Here is a 22,895-nt window from a genome sequence, read left to right as displayed (position 1 = left end):
TGCACCCTGCCCGCAACCTCTCTGCCCAACTGTCACGCAAAACCGCCCCACAACGGCCCTCCCGGCCTTTTTGTGAAAAGCGGCACACTTCCTGCCTTACTTACTGTGTCGGGTGACAAACGCTCAATTGGATGAGTGCATTCGCCACCCTTGTTGTGACACTAGAGACCGAGGCAGTATCCATGACATCACTGGCATCAGAACGCCACTGGTTGCTGGACCCGAGCCTGCTCAAACTGTTTCACCAATGCCGACGCCTGATCCAATCAGAGTTCGGCGTGAAACTGCACCTCACGGAAGAGCACCTCGAACAGCAACTGGCAAAGTACGCGAGCAAATCGCGCTCCTCTCACCTGACACGCGCCTTTGAGACCCTTCAGGAGAAGGTGCCGCAACTCAGCCTGCCGGAGGACGAGGAAACGTCCGAACAGCCTCCCAAGAGGATGTATCGCGGGCAAGTTCTTGGTGGTGAGGAGCCAGCTTCCTCGAGATCAAAACAGGAGGTATCAGAGTCACCTCCCCCACAAAAATCCAAAAGAATGTATCGCGGGCAGGTCGTGGGCTGATCGGCAAACCGGTCAACCCACTTCGGCAGGTCGTTCCTAGAACGACTTGCTGACCTGTATGGACGCGCTCCATGCGCTCAGGTCATATTCAGCCTGGTAGTTGGCAGGGGTGCTCTGCACCGTCGGATTCTCATGGGAGTATTCACGGTCATCGACCTTGCCATCGTCAACAAAAATCAGGGTGCCCAGCGCCCCATCCACCGTCCAGCCGCTTTGCGCGTCCTTCCACTGGGCTCCCAGGGTTAGCCAGTGTCGGTCTTCTGAGGGGATGCGCGCAGTCACAAAGTCCTGAACCGGTGACTCATCCCATGCATAACCCGCCTTGAAAGCCCATGCCGGTGTAGCTTGCCAGATACCACCCAGATTGAACTGCCAGGTGTTTTTCCAATCTTCAGTAACATGGGAAATCGGATCGCTCTCGGTCTCTCCCGGCGTGAGTCCCAGAGCGGAAGAAACCTGCCCGGCATTACCCTCGCGACTGCGAATGTCCAATTCTTCGAACCGGCTCCACCTGGCGTAGGTCGCACCCGCTAACAGCGTCACGTCAGAGGTTAAGTCATGACGAGCGCCAAAGGTGATGCTCTCCGGGATGGCCGCCGGAACTTCAACCTCTTCCGTCAGGGTGGTGGTCGAGATTCCGGTCGGACTTACGACGGGAAAGTTCGACACGCTGATATCGCCTTCTAGCTTAAGCTCCGTCCCGGTCTGTGCAGTCAGACCAAATTGGGTGCGGTCCGACAGTTCATAGAGGAAGCCCACTCGGAAAGTGACCCCCACGTCGTCCCCTTCAACATCAGAGTAGGGCTCCGCCGGAAGGCTCCCCACAACGGCAGCTGCGGTTGCGGCGGCGGTTGCCGGATCAGCACCACCTGCGAGAGCCTGGCGAAATACTATCCCGCTCGGATCTGAGTATCGGGACAGCCTACCCTCTGCGTAGATGATATTCAGCCCAACCCCCATCGACAGGCCTTCACCGTTGCTGAGAGCGATCGACGGCGTAAATGCGATGGCAGTCAACTCAGTCTTATCAGCAAAAAAGCGCCCGGCGAAATCGTTCTCATAGTCCGCGGCCAAACCGTAGGGAGCATGAATACCAAATCCCACATCGATGGACTCATTCACTTCATGGGTGAGATAGAAATTCGGCAGAACGGCCAGATCAGCAATGTCCCCGCCGTTACCTGCCGGCTCAATAGGCACCTGAGGAACCTGACGCTGGGCGGAAATCGTGCCAGCCTTCGCTTCCGCATCAATATCCAGCAGCGCCGCACCAAACGAGAGATTGGTGCCCGAGAGCTGGCTCATGCCGGCGGGGTTAAACAGGACGGTGGTGGCATTTTCTGGATTGGCAGCGACACCGGCATTGGCTACCCCGATGGCACTGGCACTCTGCTCGTTCAGAGCAAAGCCGCCGGCCAGGGACGCCGTCGGGGCAACCAGGGCTGCCAGTGCGGTAAGGCGTAAGGTCTTATGCGGGCAGGAAGTTTTCATATGCGCAGTATCCTCCGGACAGTAAAGGGCGCGGAGTATACGCAGCACATGCCTTCGGCCTCAAATATGAAACCTACTGATTCAGAAACTACCGATTAGTGAGTTGAAATTAATCGTCCTGAATCGACAACCGGTCGACCGTGGATGACAACTTATCCGCACCCTGGGCATCAGCACCCAGTTTGATCATCAGACGCAGGTCGTTCGCCGAATCGGCGTGTGCCAGAGCGTCCTCGTAGGTGATCGATCCTTCAGCATACAACCTGTAAAGCGCCTGGTCGAAGGTCTGCATGCCCCCTTCGTTGGATTTGGACATCAACTCTTTGAGTTTATGCACCTCGCCCTTTCGGATCAGATCCGCCGCCAACGGGGAATTAATCAGGACTTCCACCACCGCCTTACGTCCCTGGCCGTCGGGTGTCGGCACCAACTGCTGGGCCACGATGGCCTTCAGGTTGAGGGACAAATCCATCCAGATCTGGTTGTGCTGCTCGGCCGGGAAGAACTGGATAATCCGGTCCAGCGCCTGGTTCGCGTTGTTCGCGTGCAGAGTGGCCAGACACAGGTGCCCGGTCTCGGCAAACTGGACGGCGTATTCCATGGTCTGCTTGGTTCGTACCTCACCGATCAGGATGACGTCCGGCGCCTGGCGCAGAGTGTTCTTCAGGGCCACCTCGAAGCTCTCGGTGTCGATCCCCACTTCCCGCTGGGTGACGATGCAGCCCTGGTGCTGGTGCACGAATTCGATCGGATCTTCGATGGAAATGATGTGCCCGCGACTATTCCGGTTACGATGCCCCAGCATGGCCGCCAGCGAGGTGGATTTACCGGTACCGGTGGCGCCGACGAAGATGATCAGGCCACGCTTGGTCATTGCCAGATCCTTGATGACGTCCGGCAACGCCAGATCATCAATCTGCGGGATCTTCACCTCAATGCGACGCAGCACCATGCCACACAGGTTGCGCTGGAAAAACGCACTCACACGGAAGCGCCCGATTCCCCTGGCACTGATCGCGAAGTTGCACTCATGGGTTTCTTCGAACTCAGCCCGCTGCCTATCGTTCATAGAGCCGTAGACCAGCTCCCGGGTTTGCTCCGGCGTCAGCGCGTTCTTGGTCACGGGAAGCACCTTGCCGTTGACCTTCATGCTGGGCGGAACACCGGCCGTAATGAACAGGTCCGAGCCCCCTTTTTCCACCATCAAGCGAAGCAGCTTTTCGAATTCCATGAGAACACCTGTAGTACTTGTTTTAGTTCAATCTCAAATCAGAAATTATCCGGCATCTTGGCCTTGGCGCGCGCCGCTTCCCTGGAAATCAGTCCCTTCTGCAGCAACCGCTCCAGGCACTGGTCCAGGGTCTGCATGCCGATTGACCCGCCGGTCTGGATAGACGAATACATCTGGGCGATCTTGTCTTCCCGGATCAGGTTCCGGATGGCTGCGGTGCCGATCATGATCTCGTGGGCTGCCACCCGGCCGCCCCCCATCTTTTTCATCAGGGTCTGGGAAATAACCGCCTGCAGGGATTCCGAGAGCATGGAACGAACCATGGACTTCTCTTCGGCCGGGAATACGTCCACCACACGGTCGATGGTCTTGGCGGCGGAGGTGGTGTGCAGGGTGCCGAAAACCAGGTGACCGGTTTCCGCCGCGGTCAGTGCCAGGCGAATGGTTTCCAGGTCCCGAAGCTCACCCACCAGGATGATATCGGGGTCTTCCCGCAGCGCTGAACGCAGTGCTTCGTTGAAGCCCAGGGTGTCCCGGTGCACTTCCCGCTGGTTCACCAGACACTTCTTGGAATCGTGTACGAATTCGATCGGATCCTCGATGGTGAGGATGTGTTCGTACCGGGTATCGTTGATATAGTCCATCATCGCCGCCAGCGTGGTGGACTTACCGGAACCGGTCGGCCCAGTCACCAGCACCAGACCGCGCGGTGTTGAAGCGATGTCCTTGAACACCTGTCCCATGCCCAGGTCTTCCATGGTCAGAACCTTGGACGGGATGGTCCGGAAGACTGCACCGGCGCCCCGGTTCTGGTTGAAGGCGTTAACACGGAAACGGGCAACACCCGGCACCTCGAAGGAGAAATCGGTCTCCAGGAACTCCTCGTAGTCCTTACGCTGCTTGTCGTTCATAATGTCGTAGATCAGCCCGTGCACCTCTTTGTGCTCCATGGGCGGCAGGTTGATACGACGTACATCACCGTCAACACGAATCATTGGCGGCAGGCCGGCAGACAGGTGCAAGTCAGACGCACCCTGTTTGGCCGAAAAGGCAAGCAGTTCAGTAATATCCATAGGGTTCCTCGGAAGGCATTATCTTTCTTATCTGGGAGCTATCGCCCGATGGAGTGTCCGCCTCAGATCACTTGGCAATTCAGCAACCTGCGGGTAACGTGTCACCCCCAAAAGTGACCGATCGGACCAGGCGAACTCGCACGATGAGCAGCATAGCAGACAACATCGGGAGCGTAACCCGACGCATACAAAAAGCAACATTACAGGCAGGCCGCGAGCCAGGCGCCGTGCACCTGCTGGCGGTGAGTAAGACCCGTCCTGCGGAGGACATTCGCGAGGCCGTTGCCGCCGGGCAGACAGCCTTCGGTGAAAACTACCTGCAGGAAGCACTCGACAAGATTGAAACGCTGTCAGATCTGCCGGATATCGAGTGGCATTTCATCGGTCCGATCCAGTCCAACAAGACCCGGCAAATCGCCTCGGCGTTCGACTGGGTGCACAGCGTCGATCGCCTGAAAATTGCCCGCCGGCTCAGCGAGCAGCGGGAATCTGATCAACCGCCATTGAATATTTGCATTCAGATCAATATCAATAACGAAGACACCAAGGCCGGGTGTACTCTGGACGCACTGCCTGAGCTGGCGAGGGACATCGGGGAACTCCCCAACATCGCCTTACGGGGCCTGATGGCCATTCCGGACCCGGATCAGCCAGAAGCCGATCTGCGGCTGAGCTTCCGTCAACTCGCCAATGCACTACGGGAACTTAAGCACTCATTCCCGGAGGCCGGTCCGCTGGACACACTGTCCATGGGCATGTCCGGCGACATGGAACTGGCGGTGGCTGAGGGTTCAACCTGGGTCAGGGTGGGGACCGCTATTTTCGGAAAAAGGCCAGCCAAGGACTGAGGCCAATTGTTCCTGCTATGATCAGCACCAACGACGCTATCGATTTACACGACCAACCTGTGGAGTAAACCTTGAGCAAATCACCAACCATCTCGTTCATTGGTGCCGGCAACATGGCCAGCGCCATCATTGGCGGCATGCTCGATCACGGCTACAAAGCCGAAAACATCTGGGTCAGCGCTCCGGACGACGGCCACCTGCAGTCCGTTCGCAAACAGTTCGGAGTGAGCGTCACCACCGATAACCGTCACTGCGCCCAGCAGGCGGATATGGTCATCCTCGCCGTCAAGCCACAGGTGATGGCCGACGTGTGCCATGACATCGCACCGGTGGTCCAGAACACTCGACCGCTGATGGTTTCCATCGCCGCCGGCCTGACCGCCGACACACTGGATCAATGGCTGGGCGGCGGACTCCCTGTCGCCAGGGTGATGCCCAACACCCCGTCCCTGGTCGGCAAAGGCGCGGCAGGCCTTTACGCCAACGACCGCGTTAGCGATGAACAAAAGACCATGGTACAGAAGGCCTTTGAGAGTATTGGCATTGCACTGTGGGTTGAAGAGGAAAACATGCTCCATGGCGTAACCGCGCTGTCTGGCTGTGGCCCGGCCTACTTTTTCCTGATACTGGAAGCACTGGAAGAGGCGGCGAAGAATGCGGGCATGGCGGATGACACCGCTCGCTCACTCGCCATTCAGACCATGGCGGGCGCCGCCGAGATGGCCGCCCGCAGCGAGCACGACCCGGCACAACTGAAACAGAACGTCATGTCCCCGGGCGGCGTGACCGAGCGCGCCATCCACGCGTTTGAAGAGGGCGGTCTTCGTGACCTGTTCCAGACAGCCTATACCACGGCCTTCAAGCGATCAGAGGAAATGGCGGAACAACTGGCAGGCAAACAATAACCGTTAACGGAGATACGGCTACATGCTGGCAGAAATCCTGATTACCATCCTGCTGATTGCATCCACGTTCTACATGACCATCGTGCTGCTGCGCTTTCTGCTGCAGCTCGCGCGAGCGGACTTCTACAACCCCATATCCCAGTTTGTGGTGAAGGCTACCAATCCGTTACTGCGGCCCTTGCGACGGATCATACCCGGCTGGGGTGGTGTTGACGGCGCTGCGCTGGTGTTGGCGATACTCATTCAGGCCCTCACATTCTTCCTGATCCTCATCGCCATGAACGGCGGTATCCCGGCGATCAACCCCCTCACCTTGCTGGTCTGGGCCTTCCTGAACGTGCTGGACCTGATTGTGAAGATCTATTTCTGGTCAGTCATTGCCGTGGTGGTGGTGAGCTGGATCGCCCCGGGCAGTTCACACCCGGCCATCCAGCTTGTTGCCCAGATAACCGAGCCGGTGATTCGACCGATCCGGAACATCATGCCGTCCATGGGCGGACTGGACCTGTCGCCGATCCTGGTGTTCCTGATCCTCAACGTGGTCTCGGTGGTGATCAAGCACATGAAGCTGGCCGCCGGCCTCGGCTCAATAGGGTTGGGAATGTAAACAAATCCTCAAGAAAACAATTTGTTACAACTATTCCCGCCGAGTTAAACTCTCGCAAGCTGCATCATCATGCCTATGATTTTGCAGCTTTTTTACGCTCCCACCGACAAAAAAGTCAATCATATCCGACAATTGACGACCTTCCATGCGCTGCAGAACCGGATATTATTGCCATTAATTAATCCGTCACCCGTGAGTTGTCGCCAGCACGCACTTGGAAGTCGCGCAGAAGGATAGTCCAATGAACCAACAGGGAACTCTCTCGCAGCAGGTAGAGGCGTACCATAACTGGAAGAAAGATCTGATCCGGCAAATTGGCCGGTACAGGCTCTGGCTCCAGGATAACAACCTCTTCTCCGACGATATCAGCACCCGAATCCGTCATGGTCTGGAACTGTTGATTGAGGACGAACTGACCATCGCCTTTGTGGGGGAGTACTCCCGGGGCAAGACCGAACTGATCAACGCCCTGTTTTTTTCCGAGTACGGCCAGCGCATGCTGCCTTCCCAGGCCGGCCGTACCACCATGTGCCCGACCGAGCTCTTCTTCGACCGCAACGCCAATCGGAACTACCTGCTGTTGCTGCCAATCGAAACCCGCACCGAAGAGCAATCCCTGCAACAATTGCGCAAACAGCCTGACCTGTGGATTCGCCACGAGCTGGATGAAAGCGACCCGCAGGTGATGCGCGAAGTGCTGGCCGAGGTAGCCCGCGTCAAGAGCGTGTCCCCCGAGGAAGCCCGCCAGCTCGGCTTTGAAGAAGACATGCTGGAGCACGACCGGGAGACCCCGGGCAACGTGTTGGTGCCAGCCTGGCGCAATGCCCAAATCAGCATCCGCCACCCGCTGTTCGAACGGGGCCTGCGGATTCTGGACACGCCGGGGTTAAATGCCCTGGGTTCGGAGCCGGAACTGACCATCAGCATGTTGCCACGGGCCCACGCGGTGATCTTCGTGCTGAGCGCCGACACCGGTGTTACCGCCAGCGACATGACGATCTGGAAGGATCACATTGATACCGAGCACGCCGACCACCGGGCCGGCCGATTTGCCGTGCTCAACAAGATCGACGTGCTGTGGGATGATCTGCAGGGCGAGCAGCACACCCTTGATGCTATCGAGCACGTCCAGTCGTACACTGCCGACCATCTGGACATCAACCGCAAGGACGTCATTCCGCTGTCCGCCAAGCAGGGGCTTCTGGCCCGGGTTCGCAAGGACGAAGAACTGTTTGAGCGTGCCAACATCGGCCACCTGGAAACCCTTATTATCCAGCGCATTCTGGCCCACAAGGAGCAGTTGATCACCCAGAACCTGATCAACGATCTTCTGGGCATGCTGCAAAACAGCCAGGCGGCCATGAAGAGCCGCCTCGCCGGCTTGCAAGAGGAGCTTCAAGCCTGCTCTGGCGCCACAATGGACAAGCAGGCACTGAGCCGTCTCGCCGAGCGCGCCCAGAAAGACTATGACTTTTACTACAAGAAGCTGATCACCCTCAGGTCCAGCCGCCGACTGATGGATTCCCAGGGTGATCTGCTCAAAAAGCTGGTCAGTGAAGAACGTTTTGAGGAACACGCCAGACAAATCCGCCAGTCCATGAGCAAGAGCTGGACGACCGTCGGCATGAACCGGGCCATGGACCGTTTCTTCGAGTTGCTTGAAAGCGACCTGACCAATCTGCTGAGCGAAGGCCACCTGGCGGAGAAGATGGTGGGCGCCATTTACCGACGCTACAACGAAGACACCCGTGCCCGGCATCTGGAACCCATTCCGCTGCGCGCCGGGCGGCATGTGATCGCCATCCGGGAGCTGCGCAAGAAAGCGAGCCGATTCCGCATCAGCCCCAAGAACCTGCTGACCGAACAGTCCCTGCTGGTGCGGCGTTTCTTCAACGTCATGGTCGGCGAGGCCCGCACGCTGCACGCCCGCGTCCGGGCGGATGTGGAACGCTGGCCGAACGAGGCCCTGCTGCCCATCATGCAATACTCCATGGAACAGAAACAGTTGCTGGAACACCAGATCCGGCGCCTGCGCGACATGGTGCGCAGCGACCGGGACAGCCGTGCCGAACGCACTCGCCTGAACCACACTATTTCTGACCTTCAGCGGCAGCTGGAACTGGCGGATGCAATGCAGCGCCAGATCCGCAAACCCGCCCCGACCCTGATCCAACAGAAAGTGGTCACCATCTCCGGCGCCGTCTGACGCTTCTCGCTACGAGACTCGCTCAGTTGCAGCGATGCCAGCCCAGCTTTAAACTGCTGGGCTGGCAATGGATCTATCATTGCTGTTCCCGCTTATCACGGACTGAACCAGGAACCTGTCGCGCCAATGACCGATTCGTTGCCCGCTGACTCTGTTGGGGTTGTCACCCCACAGACCTACCGTTTTGACTCGCCTCTGGATCTCGCCTGTGGCCAGACCCTGGACAACTACGAGCTGGTGGTCGAGACCTACGGCACCCTGAACGAAGACGCCAGCAACGCTGTGCTCATATGCCACGCTCTCAGCGGGCATCACCACGCCGCTGGCTATCATTCGGAAGAAGACAAAAAGCCCGGCTGGTGGGACAGTTGCATCGGCCCCGGCAAACCGATCGACACCAGTCGTTTCTTTGTCGTCAGCCTGAACAATCTGGGCGGATGCCACGGCAGCACCGGGCCGAACAGCGTCAATCCAAAGACCGGCAAGCCCTTTGGCCCGGAATTCCCGGTGGTGACCGTCAGGGACTGGGTAAACAGCCAGGCTTGCCTGGCTGATCGGCTGGGTATTGAGTGTTGGGCCGCCGTCGTTGGTGGCTCGCTCGGCGGCATGCAGGCCCTGCAGTGGAGCCTGGATTATCCGGACCGCCTGAAACATTCGGTGGTGATTGCCTCCACACCACGGCTGACCGCACAGAACATTGCCTTCAACGAAGTGGCCCGGCAGGCGATCACCTCCGACCAGGAGTTCCATGGCGGCCGCTACTACGATTACGGCGTGGTTCCCCGGCGCGGCCTGATGCTCGCTCGCATGGTGGGCCACATCACCTATCTGTCGGACGCCTCCATGGGCGAGAAATTCGGTCGAGAACTCCGGGATCAGGCCTACAAATTCGGATTCGACGCCGAATTTCAGGTGGAAAGCTACCTTCGGTACCAGGGCGAACGCTTCTCCGAGACGTTCGACGCCAACACCTACCTGCTGATGACTCGCGCCCTCGACTATTTCGACCCGGCCCATGAATACGGGGGTGACCTGGCCCGCGCCATGACGACCGCCCAGTGTGAATTCCTGGTGCTGTCGTTCAGCACCGACTGGCGTTTCAACCCGTCCCGTTCGGAAGAGATGGTCAACGCCATGATCGCCGCCCGCAAGCAGGTCAGCTACGCGGAAATCGACGCACCCTGGGGCCACGACGCGTTCCTGATCCCGACCCCGAGGTACACCGCCGCCTTCACCGCTTATATGGATCGGGTCGCACGGGAGGTAGGCGCATGAGACCAGACCTCGAAATCATCCAGAAGTGGATTGAGCCCGGCCACCATGTACTGGACCTGGGTTGCGGTGACGGCACCCTGCTGGATTTCCTTCAGCGGGAGCGTGGTGCCAGTGGCTTTGGCCTGGAAATCAATCCGGAACACATCACCGCCTGTATGAGCAAGGGTGTCGCGGTGATCGAGCAGAACCTGGACACCCAGGGACTGGACAATTTCGGCGACGACAGCTTCGATGTGGTGCTGATGACTCAGGCCCTGCAGGCCGTCCGCCGCCCGGACAAGGTGCTGGATGAAATGCTCAGAATGGGCCGCGAAGGCATTGTCACGTTCCCGAATTTTGCTCACTGGCGCCTTCGCTGGGGGCTGGCCCTGAGTGGCCGCATGCCCGAATCCGAGGCGCTGCCGTATAAGTGGTATAACACCCCGAACATACGCCTGTGTACGTTCAAGGATTTTGAAGCCCTGTGCCGCCAGAAAGGCATTCGCATCAAGAGCCGGCGCGTGGTGGACGGCCAACACCAAAATAACTGGCTGGCCCGTTTATGGCCTAATCTGTTGGGAGAAATCGCCATTTATCGAATTACTCGGGAGAACGAGACATGAACACCGCCATCCCTCGACTTCTCACACGAATCGCCGTCATGGCCCTGACCTGGCTTGCCCTGAGCCTCCAGGCCCAGGCAGCCGGCAACAAGGACTTTGGTGACTACCGCGTGCACTGGAGCGTGCTGCCGAGCACCTTCCTGGCACCGGAGGTGGCACGGGCCAATGACCTTCGACGCAGCAAGGGCATTGGCATCATCAACATCTCGATCATGAAAGAGAACGAGGACGGCACCCTGTCCCCGGTGAGCGGACAGGTGGAGGGCAAGGCCACCAATGATGTGCAGCAGGTGCGCTTTCTGGCATTCCGTCGGGTGCAGGAGGGCGATGCCGTGTATTTCATCGCTGAGTATCAGTATTCACCGGGCGAGCTGATGACCTTCAACATCACCGCCCGACCGACGGGCGTACAGCAGGATATGCCAGTTCGTTTTTCTCACACCCTGTTCAGCGACTGACACGCCCATGAGCCAGAAACTTGTTATTGCCAGTAACAACCAGGGCAAAATCGCCGAGCTCACCGACCTGCTGGGTCCGCTGAACCTGCAGCCGGTGGCCCAGGGCGAACTGGGTATTTCAGAGGCCGAGGAGCCGGCCGTTACCTTTGTGGAAAACGCCATCCTCAAGGCCCGCCATGCGGCCCGTGAAAGCGGGCTGCCAGCATTGGCCGATGACAGCGGCCTGGCTGTGGACGCGCTGGGTGGCCAGCCCGGCGTTCGCTCGGCGCGCTACGCCGGTGAGCAGGCCAATGATTCAAACAACATCACCGCCCTCTTACAGGCCATGGCGGACATCCCGGAAGGCCAGCGCAGCGCCCAGTTCCACTGCGTACTGGTCTACCTGCGCCACGCCGATGACCCCACACCGGTGATTTGTCATGGCCGCTGGCCCGGTACCATCCTGACTGCCCTACGGGGAGACGGCGGCTTCGGCTATGATCCGGTGTTCTGGGTCGAAGACCATCAATGCAGCGCTGCCGAACTGACCCGGGAGCAAAAAAGCCGGATCAGTCACCGGGGGCGTGCCCTGGCCCAACTGATCGAACAGCTGAGAGCGGGAGCCTGAGCCGGTGACCGCCCCTACTCCGGTGGCGGTCAAGCCGCCGCTCAGCCTGTACATTCACGTACCATGGTGCGTGCGCAAGTGTCCGTACTGTGACTTCAATTCCCACGCCATTCGGGGAGATATTCCCGAGGTAGACTACCTCAATGCCCTGATCGAGGACCTGGAGCAGGACCTGACTTTCTGCAAGGACCGGGAAATCCAGACGATCTTTATCGGCGGCGGGACGCCCTCGTTGATGAGTGGTGGGTTCTATCAGAATCTTTTCCGGGCACTGAAGGCCCGGCTCGCCATTGCCAGTGACGCCGAAATCACCCTGGAGGCCAACCCGGGCACCCTGGAACAGGGCCGCTTTGAGGCGTTTCGGGAGTCAGGGATCAACCGGCTCTCCATTGGCGTCCAGAGCTTCAAACCCGAGCATCTCACGCAACTCGGACGCATTCACACCCGGGAAGGTGCCCATACGGCCATCCACGCCGCCCGCCAGGCAGGCTTCGACAACTTCAACATCGATCTGATGCACGGCCTGCCCGGGCAAACACCCACCGATGCGCTGGCCGACCTGGAGGCTGCCCTGAGCCACCAGCCCCCTCATCTGTCCTGGTACCAGCTGACGATCGAGCCCAACACGGAGTTCTTCAGCCGACCGCCCACCCTGCCAGATGACGAACACCTGTGGGAAATTTACCGGCAGGGTGCCGAGTTTTTGCATTCACACGGGTTCAAGGACTACGAGGTGTCAGCCTGGTCCCGGCCGGGAATGGCATCACGCCACAACCTGAACTACTGGACCTTCGGTGACTATCTGGCACTGGGCGCCGGAGCCCACGGCAAAATCAGCCTGCCCGACGGTAGCATCCGGCGATACTGGAAAACCCGCCAGCCGGACGCCTACCTGAACCGAATTGGCAGCCGAACGGCGGGATCGGAAGCCATAGCTCCGGCTGACCGGCCACTGGAATTTCTGATGAATGCGCTGCGACTAACCGAGGGCGTAGAAGAAAGGCTCTTTGCCGAACGCACCGGTTTCCCGCTATCCTCAGTTGAGAAAACCATCAACGAACTGCGTGATGAACAACTGCTGGCACCCAGCCGGTTGCAAACCACCGAGCTTGGCCAGCGTTACCTGAACAGCCTGCTGGAGCGTTTTCTGTAATGGAAGAGAGTCGAGGATGGGCCGCTGTACCGCGGAACCTCAAGTCCCTGCTGGTGGCAACCTTGTTGTTACTGACGGCATTGTGGCTGATCAACCAGCCTCTGCAAACAGCCTCGGCACCTCAGGGCGTGGTCAGCTTCCAGGTGGCCGGCACCGCGGACCAGGCCCATGCCATCCTTCTGAGCTGGCAACGTGAAGGGGAAACCTGGGCAAAAAGCTACCTGTGGCTGAGCCTGCTGTTCATTCCCGTTTACCTGATCACCCTGCTCCGGTTGACCGGCCACCTGATGCGAGACCGCCCCGGAGTCCGGGAGCGGACGGTCGCCCGCTGGGTGCGGGCGTTGTTTGTCGCTGCCGCCATTACTGATCTGGCGGAGAATGTTCTGCTACTGAACAACTTCAACCCGCCCAACGATACGGTCAGCCTGTGGGCGACCATCTTTGCCCTGATCAAATACACCGGCCTGATCCTGGGTCTGGCGGGGCTGATCATCATCCGGGCAGCCCGCCGCCACCCGTTGGAGCACCACTGATCGCCGTCGATCAGTTGGTCCGGTGGAACAACAGGTCCCAAACACCGTGGCCCAGCCGCTCACCGCGCTTTTCGAACTTGGTGATCGGGCGACTGTCTGGCCTGGGTGAATAGCCACCGTCTTCCTGGGTATTGGCGAAGCCCTCGGCCTCCACCATCACTTCCATCATGTGCTCGGCGTAGTTTTCCCAGTCCGTGGCCAGATGAAGGATGCCGCCAACCCTCAGCTTGTGACGGATTCTCTGAACAAATTCAGTCTGCACCAGACGGCGCTTGTGATGTTTCTTTTTCGGCCACGGGTCCGGGAAGAAGATCATCACCTGATCCAGACAGGCATCCGGCAGGCACAGATCGATCACGTCGTTGACATCGATGCTGTAGACACGAACGTTTTCAAGGCCCCGCGCTTCAACTTCCTTGAGCAGGGAGCCCACCCCCGGCAGATGAACCTCGACACCGATAAAATCCTGCTCCGGAGCCGCTTCGGCCATCTCGGCCAGGGACTTGCCCATGCCGAAACCAATCTCCAGGTTCAGCACGGCATCGCGGCCAAATACCTGACGCGGATCGATCATGCCCTGTTCACGAGTCAGACCGTATTTTGACCACAGGCGGTCAAAGGCCTTTTTCTGACCCTCGGTCATCCGGCCCTGACGCAGGACAAAACTGCGAATCCCCCGACGCGTGGTGACCGGAGAATCCGACGCTTTGTCGTTCGGTTCCTGCGGTGTTTTCTGATCGGTCATTTGAAATCCTCAAACACTGGCTGCGAGTTTAGTAAAGATAGACAAACGGACAGTTTACCAGAGTCCGCCGTATCAGGAGGACACCGGCGACCGGTTCGGCTGCTGCCGATCCAGCTGTCGATAGCCCAGCGCCTCCGCTACATGCCGCTGGTTCACCGAGTCGGCGCTATCAAGGTCCGCCAGCGTGCGGGCAACCCGCTGGATCCGGTGCAACGCCCTGGCTGACAACCCGAGCCGATCCAACGCGCCGGCGAGCATCTTCTGGCAGGCTGAATCCAGGCGACAGGCCTCTTGCAACTCACGCCCGGCCAGCCTCCCGTTGACGCAGCCTCGATAAACCTGCCGCTCTCTGGCCAACAGTACCCGCTCGCGCACTACAGCACTGCTCTCCGAAGCCTCTTCTATCTGCCCTGCTCCATGATTGTGCATGAGCACATCGGCACCCTGTACAGGCATTTCCACGTGCAGGTCAAAGCGGTCCAGCAAAGGACCTGAAACTTTCGAGCTGTATCGCAACACTTGCTGAGCCGTGCACTGACACTCCCGCGTGGGATGGCCCAGAAAGCCACAGGGGCAGGGATTCATCGCCGCCACCAACTGGAAGCGAGCCGGAAACTCCACCTGACGCGCAGACCGGCTGATGGCAATGAAGCCGGATTCCATGGGTTCCCGCAGAACCTCCAGCACCCGTCGCTCGAATTCCGGTAACTCGTCGAGGAACAGTACGCCACCATGGGCCAGAGAGATTTCACCGGGGCGAGGATGGCTGCCCCCACCCACCATGGCGACGGCAGAGGCCGTATGGTGCGGTGCGCGGTAGGGCGGCTGTCGCCACACTTCGGGCGTGACCGGGCGGCCGGACACCGAGTGAATGGCCGCCACGTCCAACGCGCTGTCCGGATCCAGCGCCGGAAGAATACCCGGCAGGCGACTGGCGAGCATGCTCTTGCCCGTGCCCGGGGGGCCAAAGAACAGCAGATTGTGTTGGCCGGCGGCGGCAACCTCCAGCGCACGGCGAGGTACATGCTGGCCGCGCACATCCGCCAGATCCGGGATTCCACCGTGAAAGACGCTGGGCTCCGCCTGGACTGTCGCAACGGGACTCAGCTGTTCCTGCCTGGTGAGGTGGGCACACACCGCGAGCAGATGGTTTGTCGCAAAGACATTACCCTGACTTACCAGAGACGCTTCAGAGGCGTTCTGCTGGGGCACCAACAGCTGTCTTCCCGTCTTCGTGACGGCAATGGCGGCCGGCAGCACCCCATTCAGTGGACGGAGCGCCCCATCGAGCGATAGTTCCCCGATGAACTCAAGCTGTGAAAGGGGCTCCAGCGGCAACTGACCAGAGGCTGCCAGAATGCCGATGGCAATGGGCAAATCGAAGCGTGCGCCCTCTTTGGGCAGATCCGCAGGCGCCAGATTAATGGTGATACGACGGGCAGGAAACTCGAAACCGGAATTCAGCAGGGCGCTTCGCACCCGTTCCCGACTTTCCCGCACCGCAGTTTCCGGCATTCCTACGATGGACAGCACGGGCAATCCGCCCGACAGATGGACCTCGACGGTTACGGCAGGGGCCATAACGCCAACACTGGCCCTGGAATGAACAATAGCAAGCATGACAACCTTCCCTGGTTTCATGAATTATGAACATCTCTGGCCCGACGTCCTGTCAGGCAATGGCGACTACTTCGCCTTGAGCTGCTGCTCCAGCTCGGCCACGCGCTGCTCCAGTGCGTCGACTTTTTCACGGGTCTTCAGCAACACAGCCTGCTGGGCATCAAACTCTTCACGGGTAACCAGCTCCAGGCGGGACAGCACCGACATGACGGTCGCCCGGGCATGAGTCTCAAAATCTTCCCTGGCAGCACGGGCCATATCCGGCACAAACTGGCCAAACTGCCCCTGCAACTGGGCAAAAATATCCTGTGGACCTTTCACAAGCGCTTACCTCTCTTATGGAACACTGACTACTGGCTCAGACGGATCCCGCCGGGCGGGTTCTGACACTGTTATACCAAAGCCCGGAGTGTATCACACGGCGCCCGAGCAGCACTGAAATCAACGCCCCAAAGTCGACGCTCACACCCATCTTGACACCCATGGAAAATGGTGGTGCCAAATCGAGCCATTTGTGTGCACAATGCCCATTATTGGTGCGCCCTTTTGCGCCAATCTGGGACAAGCAATAATCAACACATTGATATACAATGGTTTTTTTGCGTTGGCACACCCAATGCTTTCACACCTCGTACGCAATCCGCACAGTTGATGTGCGAGGTGGCAGCATCCCGAACCCATCAGTTGGCCGTCTGGCCCCCACTGCTGGGACGGCTTTACCAAGGAGACAGCAATGAAACTTGTGACAGCGATCATTAAGCCTTTCAAGCTGGATGATGTCCGTGAGGCACTATCCGAGATTGGCGTTCAAGGTGTAACCGTCACTGAAGTCAAAGGCTTCGGTCGGCAGAAAGGACACACAGAGCTCTACCGTGGCGCGGAATACGTGGTCGATTTCCTTCCCAAGGTCAAAGTAGAAGTTGCCATTGGCGACAACCTGCTGGACCAGGTCATCGAATCCATCACTAAGGCAGCCAACACCGGCAAGATCGGTGACGGCAAAATCTTTGTAACTGAACTGGAGCAGGCCATCCGGATCCGGACTGGCGAAACCGGCGAAGAAGCGGTGTGATCCAGCTCTGAACAAAAGTAGCCAACGCAAAATTTTATAACCTGATCAAGCCTTGTGCGGAGGGCTTAAAATGGAAAGCAACCTTAATCATATCTTTGAATTGCAGTACGCAATGGATACGTTCTACTTCCTGATTTGCGGCGCGCTGGTCATGTGGATGGCCGCGGGCTTCGCAATGCTGGAAGCGGGTCTTGTCCGTGCGAAAAACACCACTGAAATCCTGACCAAAAACGTCGCCCTGTTCGCGATCGCCTGTACGATGTACCTGATCTGCGGTTACGACATCATGTACGGCGGCGGTCTCTTCCTCGACGGCATCACCACCGTTGCTGAAATGGATGACGCGGCCGTGGCCGGCGTTATCGCTGCTTCCACCGAAGCCGGCTTTGCCGACATGGGTGAGTACAGCGGTGCTTCCGACTTCTTCTTCCAGGTTGTGTTCGTAGCCACGGCCATGTCCATCGTGTCTGGTGCGGTTGCCGAGCGTATGAAGCTCTGGGCATTCCTGCTGTTCGCGGTTGTTATGACCGGCTTCATCTACCCGATGGAAGGTGCCTGGACCTGGAACGGTGACGCGGTATTCGGCATGTACGAGCTGAGCTACAGCGACTACGCCGGCTCCGGTATCGTTCACATGGCTGGTGCCGCTGCTGCCCTGGCGGGTGTTCTGGTTCTGGGTCCTCGTAAGGGCAAGTATGGTCCGAACGGCCAGATCAACGCGTTCCCGGGCGCCAACCTGCCGCTGGCTACCCTCGGTACCTTCATCCTGTGGATGGGCTGGTTCGGCTTCAACGGCGGCTCCACTCTGAAGCTGGGTGGCATTGGTGTTGCGAACGAAGTAGCTAACGTGTTCCTTAACACCAACGCTGCGGCTGCCGGTGGTCTGATCACCGCACTGGTTGTGGCCCGCCTCATGTTCGGCAAAGCCGACCTGACCATGGCCCTGAACGGTGCCCTGGCTGGCCTGGTTGCGATCACTGCAGAGCCGGCTGATCCGTCTCCGCTGCTCGCTACCGTCATCGGTGCCATCGGTGGTGCGATCGTGGTCTTCTCCATCGTGTTCATGGACAAGATCCGTATCGACGACCCGGTCGGTGCCATCTCTGTCCACGGTGTAGTGGGTATCTGGGGTATCTTCGCGGTGCTGCTGTCCGACGCCGACGCGACCTTCATGGGCCAGCTGGTGGGTACTCTGACCATCTTCCTGTGGGTCTTCGTCACCAGCCTGGTTGCATGGCTGGTCATCAAGGCGATCATGGGCATCCGTGTCAGCGAAGAAGAAGAGTACGAAGGTGTGGATCTGTCCGAGTGTGGTATGGAAGCCTATCCGGAGTGGGTAAACGGCCGTCAGTAATTGACGACCGGCATACGACAAGGGGCGCCCATCGGGCGCCCCTTTTTTGTCTGGTCGAACTGAGTGATTCAGAGATCCCCGGCTTCGCTCACTAAAAACGCGCCTCCTGATACAGCATGTCATCCGAATGGCGCAGGTATAGCAGCAAGACCTGCTGGGCCTCCTGATGAGAATCATACGGCCCCTCCACGGTTCCCTCGCGGGTCTGGAAGAACCACTTGCCATTCACCAGTGCATACCGGTCACTGCGAAACCAGTGACGCTCCCCTTCTCCTTTTCGCATTTCCATCGACAAATCCCCTTGCCTGACCAGCAGACTTTCCATCCGAGCGATCCCTTCCTGACCGCTCATTTTTTCAGTCTAGCCCGGCACGGGGCTTTGTCTAACGCGAGCGCTTTCAACCCTCGCCAGGCTGCACCGGATCCCCGAGAGCCTCAGCCATGAACTGAGGCATGGCCAGGGCGCCACGATGAATGCCAGCGTTGTAGTAACGGGTTACAAACGGGCGGTTGTCGGCGTCTTCCTCGCGGAAGTACTTTACCGGTTTGTCCTTGCCGGCCATAGTGCAACTCCACCATCCGGTGGGATAGACCGGCTGGGGGAACGGCAGCGTCTGAACGTGATCGAATCCGGCCTTGCGCAAATCCATGTGTATAGACTTGATGATGGAATCGGTATGCAACATCGGCGATTCGCTCTGCTGCACAATCAGCCCCCCGTCTTTCAAGGCCAGCAGGGCATCCCGGTAGAAGTCGAGGGCAAACAGGCCCTCGGCAGGCCCCACCGGGTCGGTGCTGTCGATGATGATCAGGTCCAGGCTGCCCGGCGCCACATCGCGAATCCATTGGATGCCGTCACCGAAAAAGAAGTTAGCCCGCGGGTCCTCGTTGGACTCACACAATTCCGGGAAATACTTTTCCGACATCTTGGTGACCCGCTCGTCGATCTCCACCTGCCAGGCCTCTTCCACCCCCGGATGTTTCAGGACTTCTTTCAGCGTTCCGCAGTCACCGCCGCCGATAATCACCACTTTTTTCGGATCCTTGTGGGTGAACAGGGCCGGGTGGGTCATCATCTCGTGGTACAGGAAATTATCCCGGCTGGTCAGCATCACGCAGCCGTCCAGCACCATAAGGTTACCGAAGGTTTCGGTCTCGTAGATTTCCAGCTTCTGAAAGGGCGTCTGCTCTTCGTGCAGCTTTCGTTTTACCTGCAGGGAAAACGCTGTTCCCTCGTTCTGAAATATTTCGGTGAACCAACCTTCATTCAACGCTGACATAACAGTGCCTCCCTGAAATCCTTGGGGTTGTGAGTTGACGCTATTGTAGGAGTGCATTGCCCCCAGCTAAAGCGATAATGCCCCGCCACGGGTAGATTTTTTGTAGCCCAGGTGCTTTTAGCAACAGGGGTGAAGCCCTACAATGCGGACCATAAGCAGGCACGCCACGTACCAGCGCCCCCGGTTTCCTGACAGGATGACAAGCATGAGCGACACCAGTCGTACTCCGGCCCACAAGGTCTACAACATCGGCCACTGGAGTGATGGATACATCGATGTGAATGCCTCCGGCGAGGTACTGATCCGTCCTCATCGAAGCCAGGATGCCCCTGCCATAAATCTGCCGGAACTGGCGCATTCACTGGTTGCATCGGGCGTTGCGCTGCCTGTCCTGATTCGCTTCTCGGATATCCTGCATGACCGGGTGAATGCATTGTGCGATGCCTTCAATTCGGTGGCGGAGGCCCAGCAATACCAGGGACGCTATACCGCGGTCTACCCGATCAAAGTCAACCAGCAACGCCGCGTAGTCGAAGAACTGGTATCGGCGGAGCCAGCCGCCAGCAAAGGCCAGATCGGCCTGGAGGCCGGTAGCAAACCGGAACTCATGGCCGTGCTGGCCATGGCTCCCCAGTCCGGCTCGGTGATCGTCTGTAATGGGTACAAAGACCGTGAGTACATTCGGCTCGCTCTGATTGGCCAAACGCTGGGACACCGGGTCTTTATTGTGGTGGAAAAACGCTCCGAACTGCCGCTGATCCTGAGCGAGGCCAAAAGCCTCGGAGTGTCTCCGCTAATCGGCATCCGGGCCCGGTTATCCACCATCGGCAAGGGCAACTGGCAAAACACCGGTGGTGAAAAGTCCAAGTTTGGCCTGTCAGCACACCAGGTGCTGGACGTGGTTCGCACTCTCAGGGACGCGAATGCACTGGATACCCTGCAACTGCTGCATTTCCACCTGGGTTCCCAGATCGCCAACATCCGCGATATACAGACTGGATTGCGGGAATGTGCGCGGTTCTACAGCGAACTTCGCCAATTGGGCGTTCCCATCAACACCGTCGACATCGGCGGCGGGCTGGGCGTGGACTACGAAGGCACCCGCTCCCGCAGCAGCTGCTCGATGAACTACAGCCTGCACGAATACGCCGCCAACGTTATTCGCACACTGCAGGCGGAGTGCGAACGGCACAACCTGCCGCACCCTGACCTGATCAGCGAATCCGGACGCGCCCTGACGGCCCATCATTCGGTGCTGGTCACCAACGTGATAGACAGGGAGACCACGGAAAGCCAGTCCCTGTCAGAACCGCGAGCGGAGGCGCCCACCCCGCTGCAGGATTTGTGGCGGGACCTGCAAAGCCTTGAGGAAGCCGAGTCCTCTCGCTCACTGCCGGAAATCTACCACGATGTTCTGCACGCCACTGCCGATGTAAACGCCCAGTTTGCCCACGGTGTTCTGTCGCTGCAGGACCGTGCCGATGCGGAGAAGCTCTACATCCGTTGCTGCAAGCTGTTGCGGGAGCAACTGGATAGTTCCAGCAGGGCCCACCGGGAAATCATCGACGAACTGAATGAAAAACTGGCCGAGAAGTTGTTCGTCAATTTCTCGCTGTTCCAGTCACTGCCGGATGTCTGGGGCATTGACCAGATATTCCCGGTCATGCCCATCAACGGCCTGAACCGGCCGCTCGACCGCCGGGCCGTGATTCAGGACATTACCTGTGATTCCGATGGCCGGATTGACCTGTACGTAGATGGCCAGGGTATTGAAACCACCCTGCCGTTGCCGGAAGACAGCGCCGATGAACCCCTGCTGATGGGCTTTTTCATGACCGGTGCGTACCAGGAAATCCTTGGTGACATGCACAACCTCTTCGGCGACACCCACTCGGTGGATGTCCGGCTCAACGACCAGGGCGAATTCAAGGCCAGTACGCCGATGATCGGCGATACCGTCGCCAGCGTCCTGCGTTACGTGAATTTCGAACCGGACAGCCTGCTGGAAGCCTACCAGTGCAAACTGGCCAACTCGGATCTTCCCGAAGATCGCCGCGCCGCGCTCATGGCCGAGCTGGAAGCTGGTCTGGACGGCTACACCTATCTGGAAGACTGACCTTCGCCCTGGAATTTGAGGCTGGCCTGGCGCCAGACGCTGGGCGCCATCCCTTCCCATTTGCGAAACGCACGGGCGAAATTGGACGGGTCGCTGTACCCGAGGGCGTCAGCCACGGCATCGAGGGTGAGTTCGGGTCGGCGAAGCAGTACCAGCGAACGTTTGTGACGAATTCGATCCTGCAACTGCTTGAATTTGAGCCCTTCCTCAGCGAGCTGCCGGCGAAGCGTTCGGGGCGAAACCATTAATTGCTCTGCCACCTGTTCCAGCCCCGGCAACCGGCCCTCCCGCGTTGAGGCCAGCAGCCGTTCGACGCGCTCGGCCGCTGACGCCGCTGCCTCCATGGTGCGCATCTGCTCTTCGCACTGGGCTTCGGCAACCCGTCTGGTGACCGGATTCGACAGCACCAGGGGCAGATCAAGAAACTCTCGCTGGAAGCGCAGCTGGTTAGTCTCACAGCCAAACCTCACCCGCTCACCAAACAGGGCCCGATAGGGTGCCACATCCTCAGGCTCCGGAAACGCAAACTGGCAACGGCCACCCCGGGTCAGCTGGTTGCCGAACAGCAGTTGGTTCACGTCCATCAGCGATGCCATCAGGACATCCACGCTGAATCGGTGCAGATCATCCACCTCATGCATCACGTCCAGTTGCAGTACCGCCTCCTCACCGTCGGTAAAAAACGAAAGCGCCATATAGACGAACCGGATGCGACAATATTTGATGAGCACGGCAATCGCCTGCTTCAGATTCTCCGAACTGACCGCGGCCTGGGAAAGCGGGCCGTGGGTGGTGAATTTCAGTCGCAGGCCAAGTTCCAGTCCCAACGCAGGATCTCCGCTATGAGCCAGGCTTTCACGACACAAAGTGATGAACTTCGGGGCGGAAATCAGATTGTCGGGATGTTCAAGCATGGCAGGGCGAATGCCGGACCCCGTCAGTAGTGTCTGGCGGGAGACACCCTTGTCCTCGGCCAGCTGGCAGAGAATGTCGGCGTAGTGGGCGTGAATGAATGGTTGACTGGCGGACGTGATCGGGGCGCTCATAACACGAAAGCCTCTCTGCTTATTGTTGTTTTTCTAGCCTAATGCCAGTAAGGAGCTTCGGCATTCTCCGGACCGACACAGGGGCACGGGCACTTTTGTCACTCGGC

Annotated in this window: 23 protein-coding genes; 14 read left to right on the top strand and 9 right to left on the bottom strand. The window is 58.9% G+C overall.

The window, feature by feature from the left end:
• The first annotated feature begins 182 nt into the window (after window positions 1-182).
• On the top strand, window positions 183-566 hold the full coding sequence (locus QVZ43_RS08465) for a hypothetical protein (protein ID WP_223795869.1): 384 nt from the start codon (window positions 183-185) through the stop codon (window positions 564-566).
• 36 nt (window positions 567-602) lie between these two features.
• On the opposite strand, the gene QVZ43_RS08460 is transcribed toward QVZ43_RS08465, so the two are convergent.
• The 3 genes from QVZ43_RS08460 to QVZ43_RS08450 form a co-directional block, all read right to left on the bottom strand.
• Window positions 603-2,057 carry an OmpP1/FadL family transporter gene (locus QVZ43_RS08460; RefSeq protein ID WP_302909570.1) on the bottom strand — a complete coding sequence of 485 codons (1,455 nt, stop codon included), beginning with the start codon at window positions 2,055-2,057 and terminating at the stop codon, window positions 603-605.
• A gap of 109 nt (window positions 2,058-2,166) precedes the next feature.
• Entirely contained in the window at window positions 2,167-3,288 is a 1,122-nt protein-coding gene (locus QVZ43_RS08455; protein WP_223795867.1) for a PilT/PilU family type 4a pilus ATPase, read from the bottom strand.
• Window positions 3,289-3,326: 38 nt separating this feature from the next.
• A complete protein-coding gene (locus QVZ43_RS08450; protein ID WP_223795866.1) occupies window positions 3,327-4,361 on the bottom strand; it encodes a type IV pilus twitching motility protein PilT in 1,035 nt (344 codons plus the stop codon).
• Between the two features lie 143 nt (window positions 4,362-4,504).
• Between QVZ43_RS08450 and QVZ43_RS08445 the strand changes: the two genes are divergently transcribed.
• The 10 genes from QVZ43_RS08445 (at window position 4,505) to QVZ43_RS08400 (ending at window position 13,555) form a co-directional block, all read left to right on the top strand.
• Window positions 4,505-5,209, top strand: coding sequence for a YggS family pyridoxal phosphate-dependent enzyme (locus QVZ43_RS08445; protein WP_302909569.1), 705 nt, complete (start codon window positions 4,505-4,507; stop codon window positions 5,207-5,209).
• 71 nt (window positions 5,210-5,280) lie between these two features.
• Complete coding sequence (proC, locus tag QVZ43_RS08440) at window positions 5,281-6,114, top strand: pyrroline-5-carboxylate reductase (protein WP_302909568.1); 834 nt, start codon at window positions 5,281-5,283, stop codon at window positions 6,112-6,114.
• 22 nt (window positions 6,115-6,136) lie between these two features.
• A complete protein-coding gene (locus tag QVZ43_RS08435) occupies window positions 6,137-6,721 on the top strand; it encodes a YggT family protein (RefSeq protein WP_223795863.1) in 585 nt (194 codons plus the stop codon).
• A gap of 241 nt (window positions 6,722-6,962) precedes the next feature.
• Window positions 6,963-8,927, top strand: a complete 1,965-nt coding sequence (locus QVZ43_RS08430; protein ID WP_302909567.1) for a dynamin family protein — start codon at window positions 6,963-6,965, stop codon at window positions 8,925-8,927.
• A gap of 126 nt (window positions 8,928-9,053) precedes the next feature.
• Window positions 9,054-10,202 carry a homoserine O-succinyltransferase MetX gene (gene metX, locus QVZ43_RS08425; protein WP_302909566.1) on the top strand — a complete coding sequence of 383 codons (1,149 nt, stop codon included), beginning with the start codon at window positions 9,054-9,056 and terminating at the stop codon, window positions 10,200-10,202.
• Complete coding sequence (metW, locus tag QVZ43_RS08420) at window positions 10,199-10,804, top strand: methionine biosynthesis protein MetW (RefSeq protein ID WP_223795860.1); 606 nt, start codon at window positions 10,199-10,201, stop codon at window positions 10,802-10,804. Before metX ends, metW begins: the two co-directional genes overlap by 4 nt.
• Window positions 10,801-11,262, top strand: a complete 462-nt coding sequence (locus QVZ43_RS08415; protein WP_302909565.1) for a DUF4426 domain-containing protein — start codon at window positions 10,801-10,803, stop codon at window positions 11,260-11,262. Before metW ends, QVZ43_RS08415 begins: the two co-directional genes overlap by 4 nt.
• A gap of 7 nt (window positions 11,263-11,269) precedes the next feature.
• Window positions 11,270-11,869 carry an RdgB/HAM1 family non-canonical purine NTP pyrophosphatase gene (gene rdgB / locus QVZ43_RS08410; protein ID WP_302909564.1) on the top strand — a complete coding sequence of 200 codons (600 nt, stop codon included), beginning with the start codon at window positions 11,270-11,272 and terminating at the stop codon, window positions 11,867-11,869.
• Between the two features lie 4 nt (window positions 11,870-11,873).
• Window positions 11,874-13,022 carry a radical SAM family heme chaperone HemW gene (gene hemW / locus QVZ43_RS08405; protein WP_302909563.1) on the top strand — a complete coding sequence of 383 codons (1,149 nt, stop codon included), beginning with the start codon at window positions 11,874-11,876 and terminating at the stop codon, window positions 13,020-13,022.
• Window positions 13,022-13,555: a hypothetical protein gene (locus QVZ43_RS08400; protein WP_302909562.1), complete on the top strand. Its 534-nt coding sequence runs from the start codon at window positions 13,022-13,024 to the stop codon at window positions 13,553-13,555. Before hemW ends, QVZ43_RS08400 begins: the two co-directional genes overlap by 1 nt.
• 10 nt (window positions 13,556-13,565) lie before the next feature.
• Here QVZ43_RS08400 and trmB read toward each other — a convergent pair whose 3' ends face one another.
• The 3 genes from trmB to QVZ43_RS08385 all read right to left on the bottom strand — a co-directional run bounded on the left by trmB (window position 13,566) and on the right by QVZ43_RS08385 (window position 16,241).
• Window positions 13,566-14,300, bottom strand: a complete 735-nt coding sequence (gene trmB / locus QVZ43_RS08395) for a tRNA (guanosine(46)-N7)-methyltransferase TrmB (RefSeq protein WP_223795855.1) — start codon at window positions 14,298-14,300, stop codon at window positions 13,566-13,568.
• 72 nt (window positions 14,301-14,372) lie between these two features.
• Window positions 14,373-15,920 (bottom strand): YifB family Mg chelatase-like AAA ATPase, encoded by a 1,548-nt coding sequence (locus QVZ43_RS08390; protein ID WP_302909561.1) that lies wholly within the window; start codon window positions 15,918-15,920, stop codon window positions 14,373-14,375.
• A gap of 66 nt (window positions 15,921-15,986) precedes the next feature.
• Window positions 15,987-16,241 (bottom strand): accessory factor UbiK family protein, encoded by a 255-nt coding sequence (locus QVZ43_RS08385; RefSeq protein WP_223795853.1) that lies wholly within the window; start codon window positions 16,239-16,241, stop codon window positions 15,987-15,989.
• Between the two features lie 412 nt (window positions 16,242-16,653).
• On the opposite strand from QVZ43_RS08385, the gene glnK reads away from it, so the two are divergent.
• Both glnK and QVZ43_RS08375 read left to right on the top strand, forming a co-directional pair.
• Window positions 16,654-16,992: a P-II family nitrogen regulator gene (gene glnK / locus QVZ43_RS08380; RefSeq protein WP_004578958.1), complete on the top strand. Its 339-nt coding sequence runs from the start codon at window positions 16,654-16,656 to the stop codon at window positions 16,990-16,992.
• Between the two features lie 70 nt (window positions 16,993-17,062).
• Window positions 17,063-18,346: an ammonium transporter gene (locus QVZ43_RS08375; RefSeq protein ID WP_302909560.1), complete on the top strand. Its 1,284-nt coding sequence runs from the start codon at window positions 17,063-17,065 to the stop codon at window positions 18,344-18,346.
• A gap of 91 nt (window positions 18,347-18,437) precedes the next feature.
• Here QVZ43_RS08375 and QVZ43_RS08370 read toward each other — a convergent pair whose 3' ends face one another.
• Together QVZ43_RS08370 and speE are read right to left on the bottom strand one after the other, a co-directional pair.
• Window positions 18,438-18,671 (bottom strand): DUF6316 family protein, encoded by a 234-nt coding sequence (locus QVZ43_RS08370; protein WP_223795851.1) that lies wholly within the window; start codon window positions 18,669-18,671, stop codon window positions 18,438-18,440.
• A 73-nt stretch (window positions 18,672-18,744) separates the two neighbouring features.
• Window positions 18,745-19,626, bottom strand: coding sequence for a polyamine aminopropyltransferase (gene speE, locus QVZ43_RS08365; protein ID WP_223795850.1), 882 nt, complete (start codon window positions 19,624-19,626; stop codon window positions 18,745-18,747).
• Window positions 19,627-19,831: 205 nt separating this feature from the next.
• On the opposite strand from speE, the gene speA reads away from it, so the two are divergent.
• Window positions 19,832-21,742, top strand: coding sequence for a biosynthetic arginine decarboxylase (gene speA / locus QVZ43_RS08360; RefSeq protein ID WP_302909559.1), 1,911 nt, complete (start codon window positions 19,832-19,834; stop codon window positions 21,740-21,742).
• On the opposite strand, the gene QVZ43_RS08355 is transcribed toward speA, so the two are convergent.
• The gene (locus QVZ43_RS08355) at window positions 21,727-22,788 is read right to left on the bottom strand and encodes an AraC family transcriptional regulator (protein WP_302909558.1); all 1,062 of its coding nucleotides are present in this window, start codon (window positions 22,786-22,788) and stop codon (window positions 21,727-21,729) included. The two genes, speA and QVZ43_RS08355, sit on opposite strands and share 16 nt — an antisense overlap.
• Between the last annotated feature and the right edge of the window lie 107 nt (window positions 22,789-22,895).

Origin of the sequence: Marinobacter suaedae, assembly GCF_030519635.1 — a bacterium.
GTDB lineage: Bacteria > Pseudomonadota > Gammaproteobacteria > Pseudomonadales > Oleiphilaceae > Marinobacter > Marinobacter suaedae.
This window is presented reverse-complemented; position numbering and strand designations above follow the sequence as displayed.

Bases quoted from the DNA above. Each gene is read 5' to 3' on its own strand.
- QVZ43_RS08445 (WP_302909569.1), top strand. From the start codon at position 4,505: ATGAGCAGCATAGCAGACAACATCGGGAGCGTAACCCGACGCATACAA.
- QVZ43_RS08460 (WP_302909570.1), bottom strand. From the start codon at position 2,057: ATGAAAACTTCCTGCCCGCATAAGACCTTACGCCTTACCGCACTGGCA.
- QVZ43_RS08435 (WP_223795863.1), top strand. From the start codon at position 6,137: ATGCTGGCAGAAATCCTGATTACCATCCTGCTGATTGCATCCACGTTC.
- QVZ43_RS08450 (WP_223795866.1), bottom strand. From the start codon at position 4,361: ATGGATATTACTGAACTGCTTGCCTTTTCGGCCAAACAGGGTGCGTCT.
- QVZ43_RS08455 (WP_223795867.1), bottom strand. From the start codon at position 3,288: ATGGAATTCGAAAAGCTGCTTCGCTTGATGGTGGAAAAAGGGGGCTCG.
- speA (WP_302909559.1), top strand. From the start codon at position 19,832: ATGAGCGACACCAGTCGTACTCCGGCCCACAAGGTCTACAACATCGGC.
- QVZ43_RS08370 (WP_223795851.1), bottom strand. From the start codon at position 18,671: ATGGAAAGTCTGCTGGTCAGGCAAGGGGATTTGTCGATGGAAATGCGA.
- metW (WP_223795860.1), top strand. From the start codon at position 10,199: ATGAGACCAGACCTCGAAATCATCCAGAAGTGGATTGAGCCCGGCCAC.
- trmB (WP_223795855.1), bottom strand. From the start codon at position 14,300: ATGACCGATCAGAAAACACCGCAGGAACCGAACGACAAAGCGTCGGAT.
- QVZ43_RS08355 (WP_302909558.1), bottom strand. From the start codon at position 22,788: ATGAGCGCCCCGATCACGTCCGCCAGTCAACCATTCATTCACGCCCAC.
- rdgB (WP_302909564.1), top strand. From the start codon at position 11,270: ATGAGCCAGAAACTTGTTATTGCCAGTAACAACCAGGGCAAAATCGCC.
- speE (WP_223795850.1), bottom strand. From the start codon at position 19,626: ATGTCAGCGTTGAATGAAGGTTGGTTCACCGAAATATTTCAGAACGAG.
- QVZ43_RS08415 (WP_302909565.1), top strand. From the start codon at position 10,801: ATGAACACCGCCATCCCTCGACTTCTCACACGAATCGCCGTCATGGCC.
- QVZ43_RS08390 (WP_302909561.1), bottom strand. From the start codon at position 15,920: ATGCTTGCTATTGTTCATTCCAGGGCCAGTGTTGGCGTTATGGCCCCT.
- QVZ43_RS08430 (WP_302909567.1), top strand. From the start codon at position 6,963: ATGAACCAACAGGGAACTCTCTCGCAGCAGGTAGAGGCGTACCATAAC.
- glnK (WP_004578958.1), top strand. From the start codon at position 16,654: ATGAAACTTGTGACAGCGATCATTAAGCCTTTCAAGCTGGATGATGTC.
- metX (WP_302909566.1), top strand. From the start codon at position 9,054: ATGACCGATTCGTTGCCCGCTGACTCTGTTGGGGTTGTCACCCCACAG.
- QVZ43_RS08375 (WP_302909560.1), top strand. From the start codon at position 17,063: ATGGAAAGCAACCTTAATCATATCTTTGAATTGCAGTACGCAATGGAT.
- QVZ43_RS08465 (WP_223795869.1), top strand. From the start codon at position 183: ATGACATCACTGGCATCAGAACGCCACTGGTTGCTGGACCCGAGCCTG.
- QVZ43_RS08400 (WP_302909562.1), top strand. From the start codon at position 13,022: ATGGAAGAGAGTCGAGGATGGGCCGCTGTACCGCGGAACCTCAAGTCC.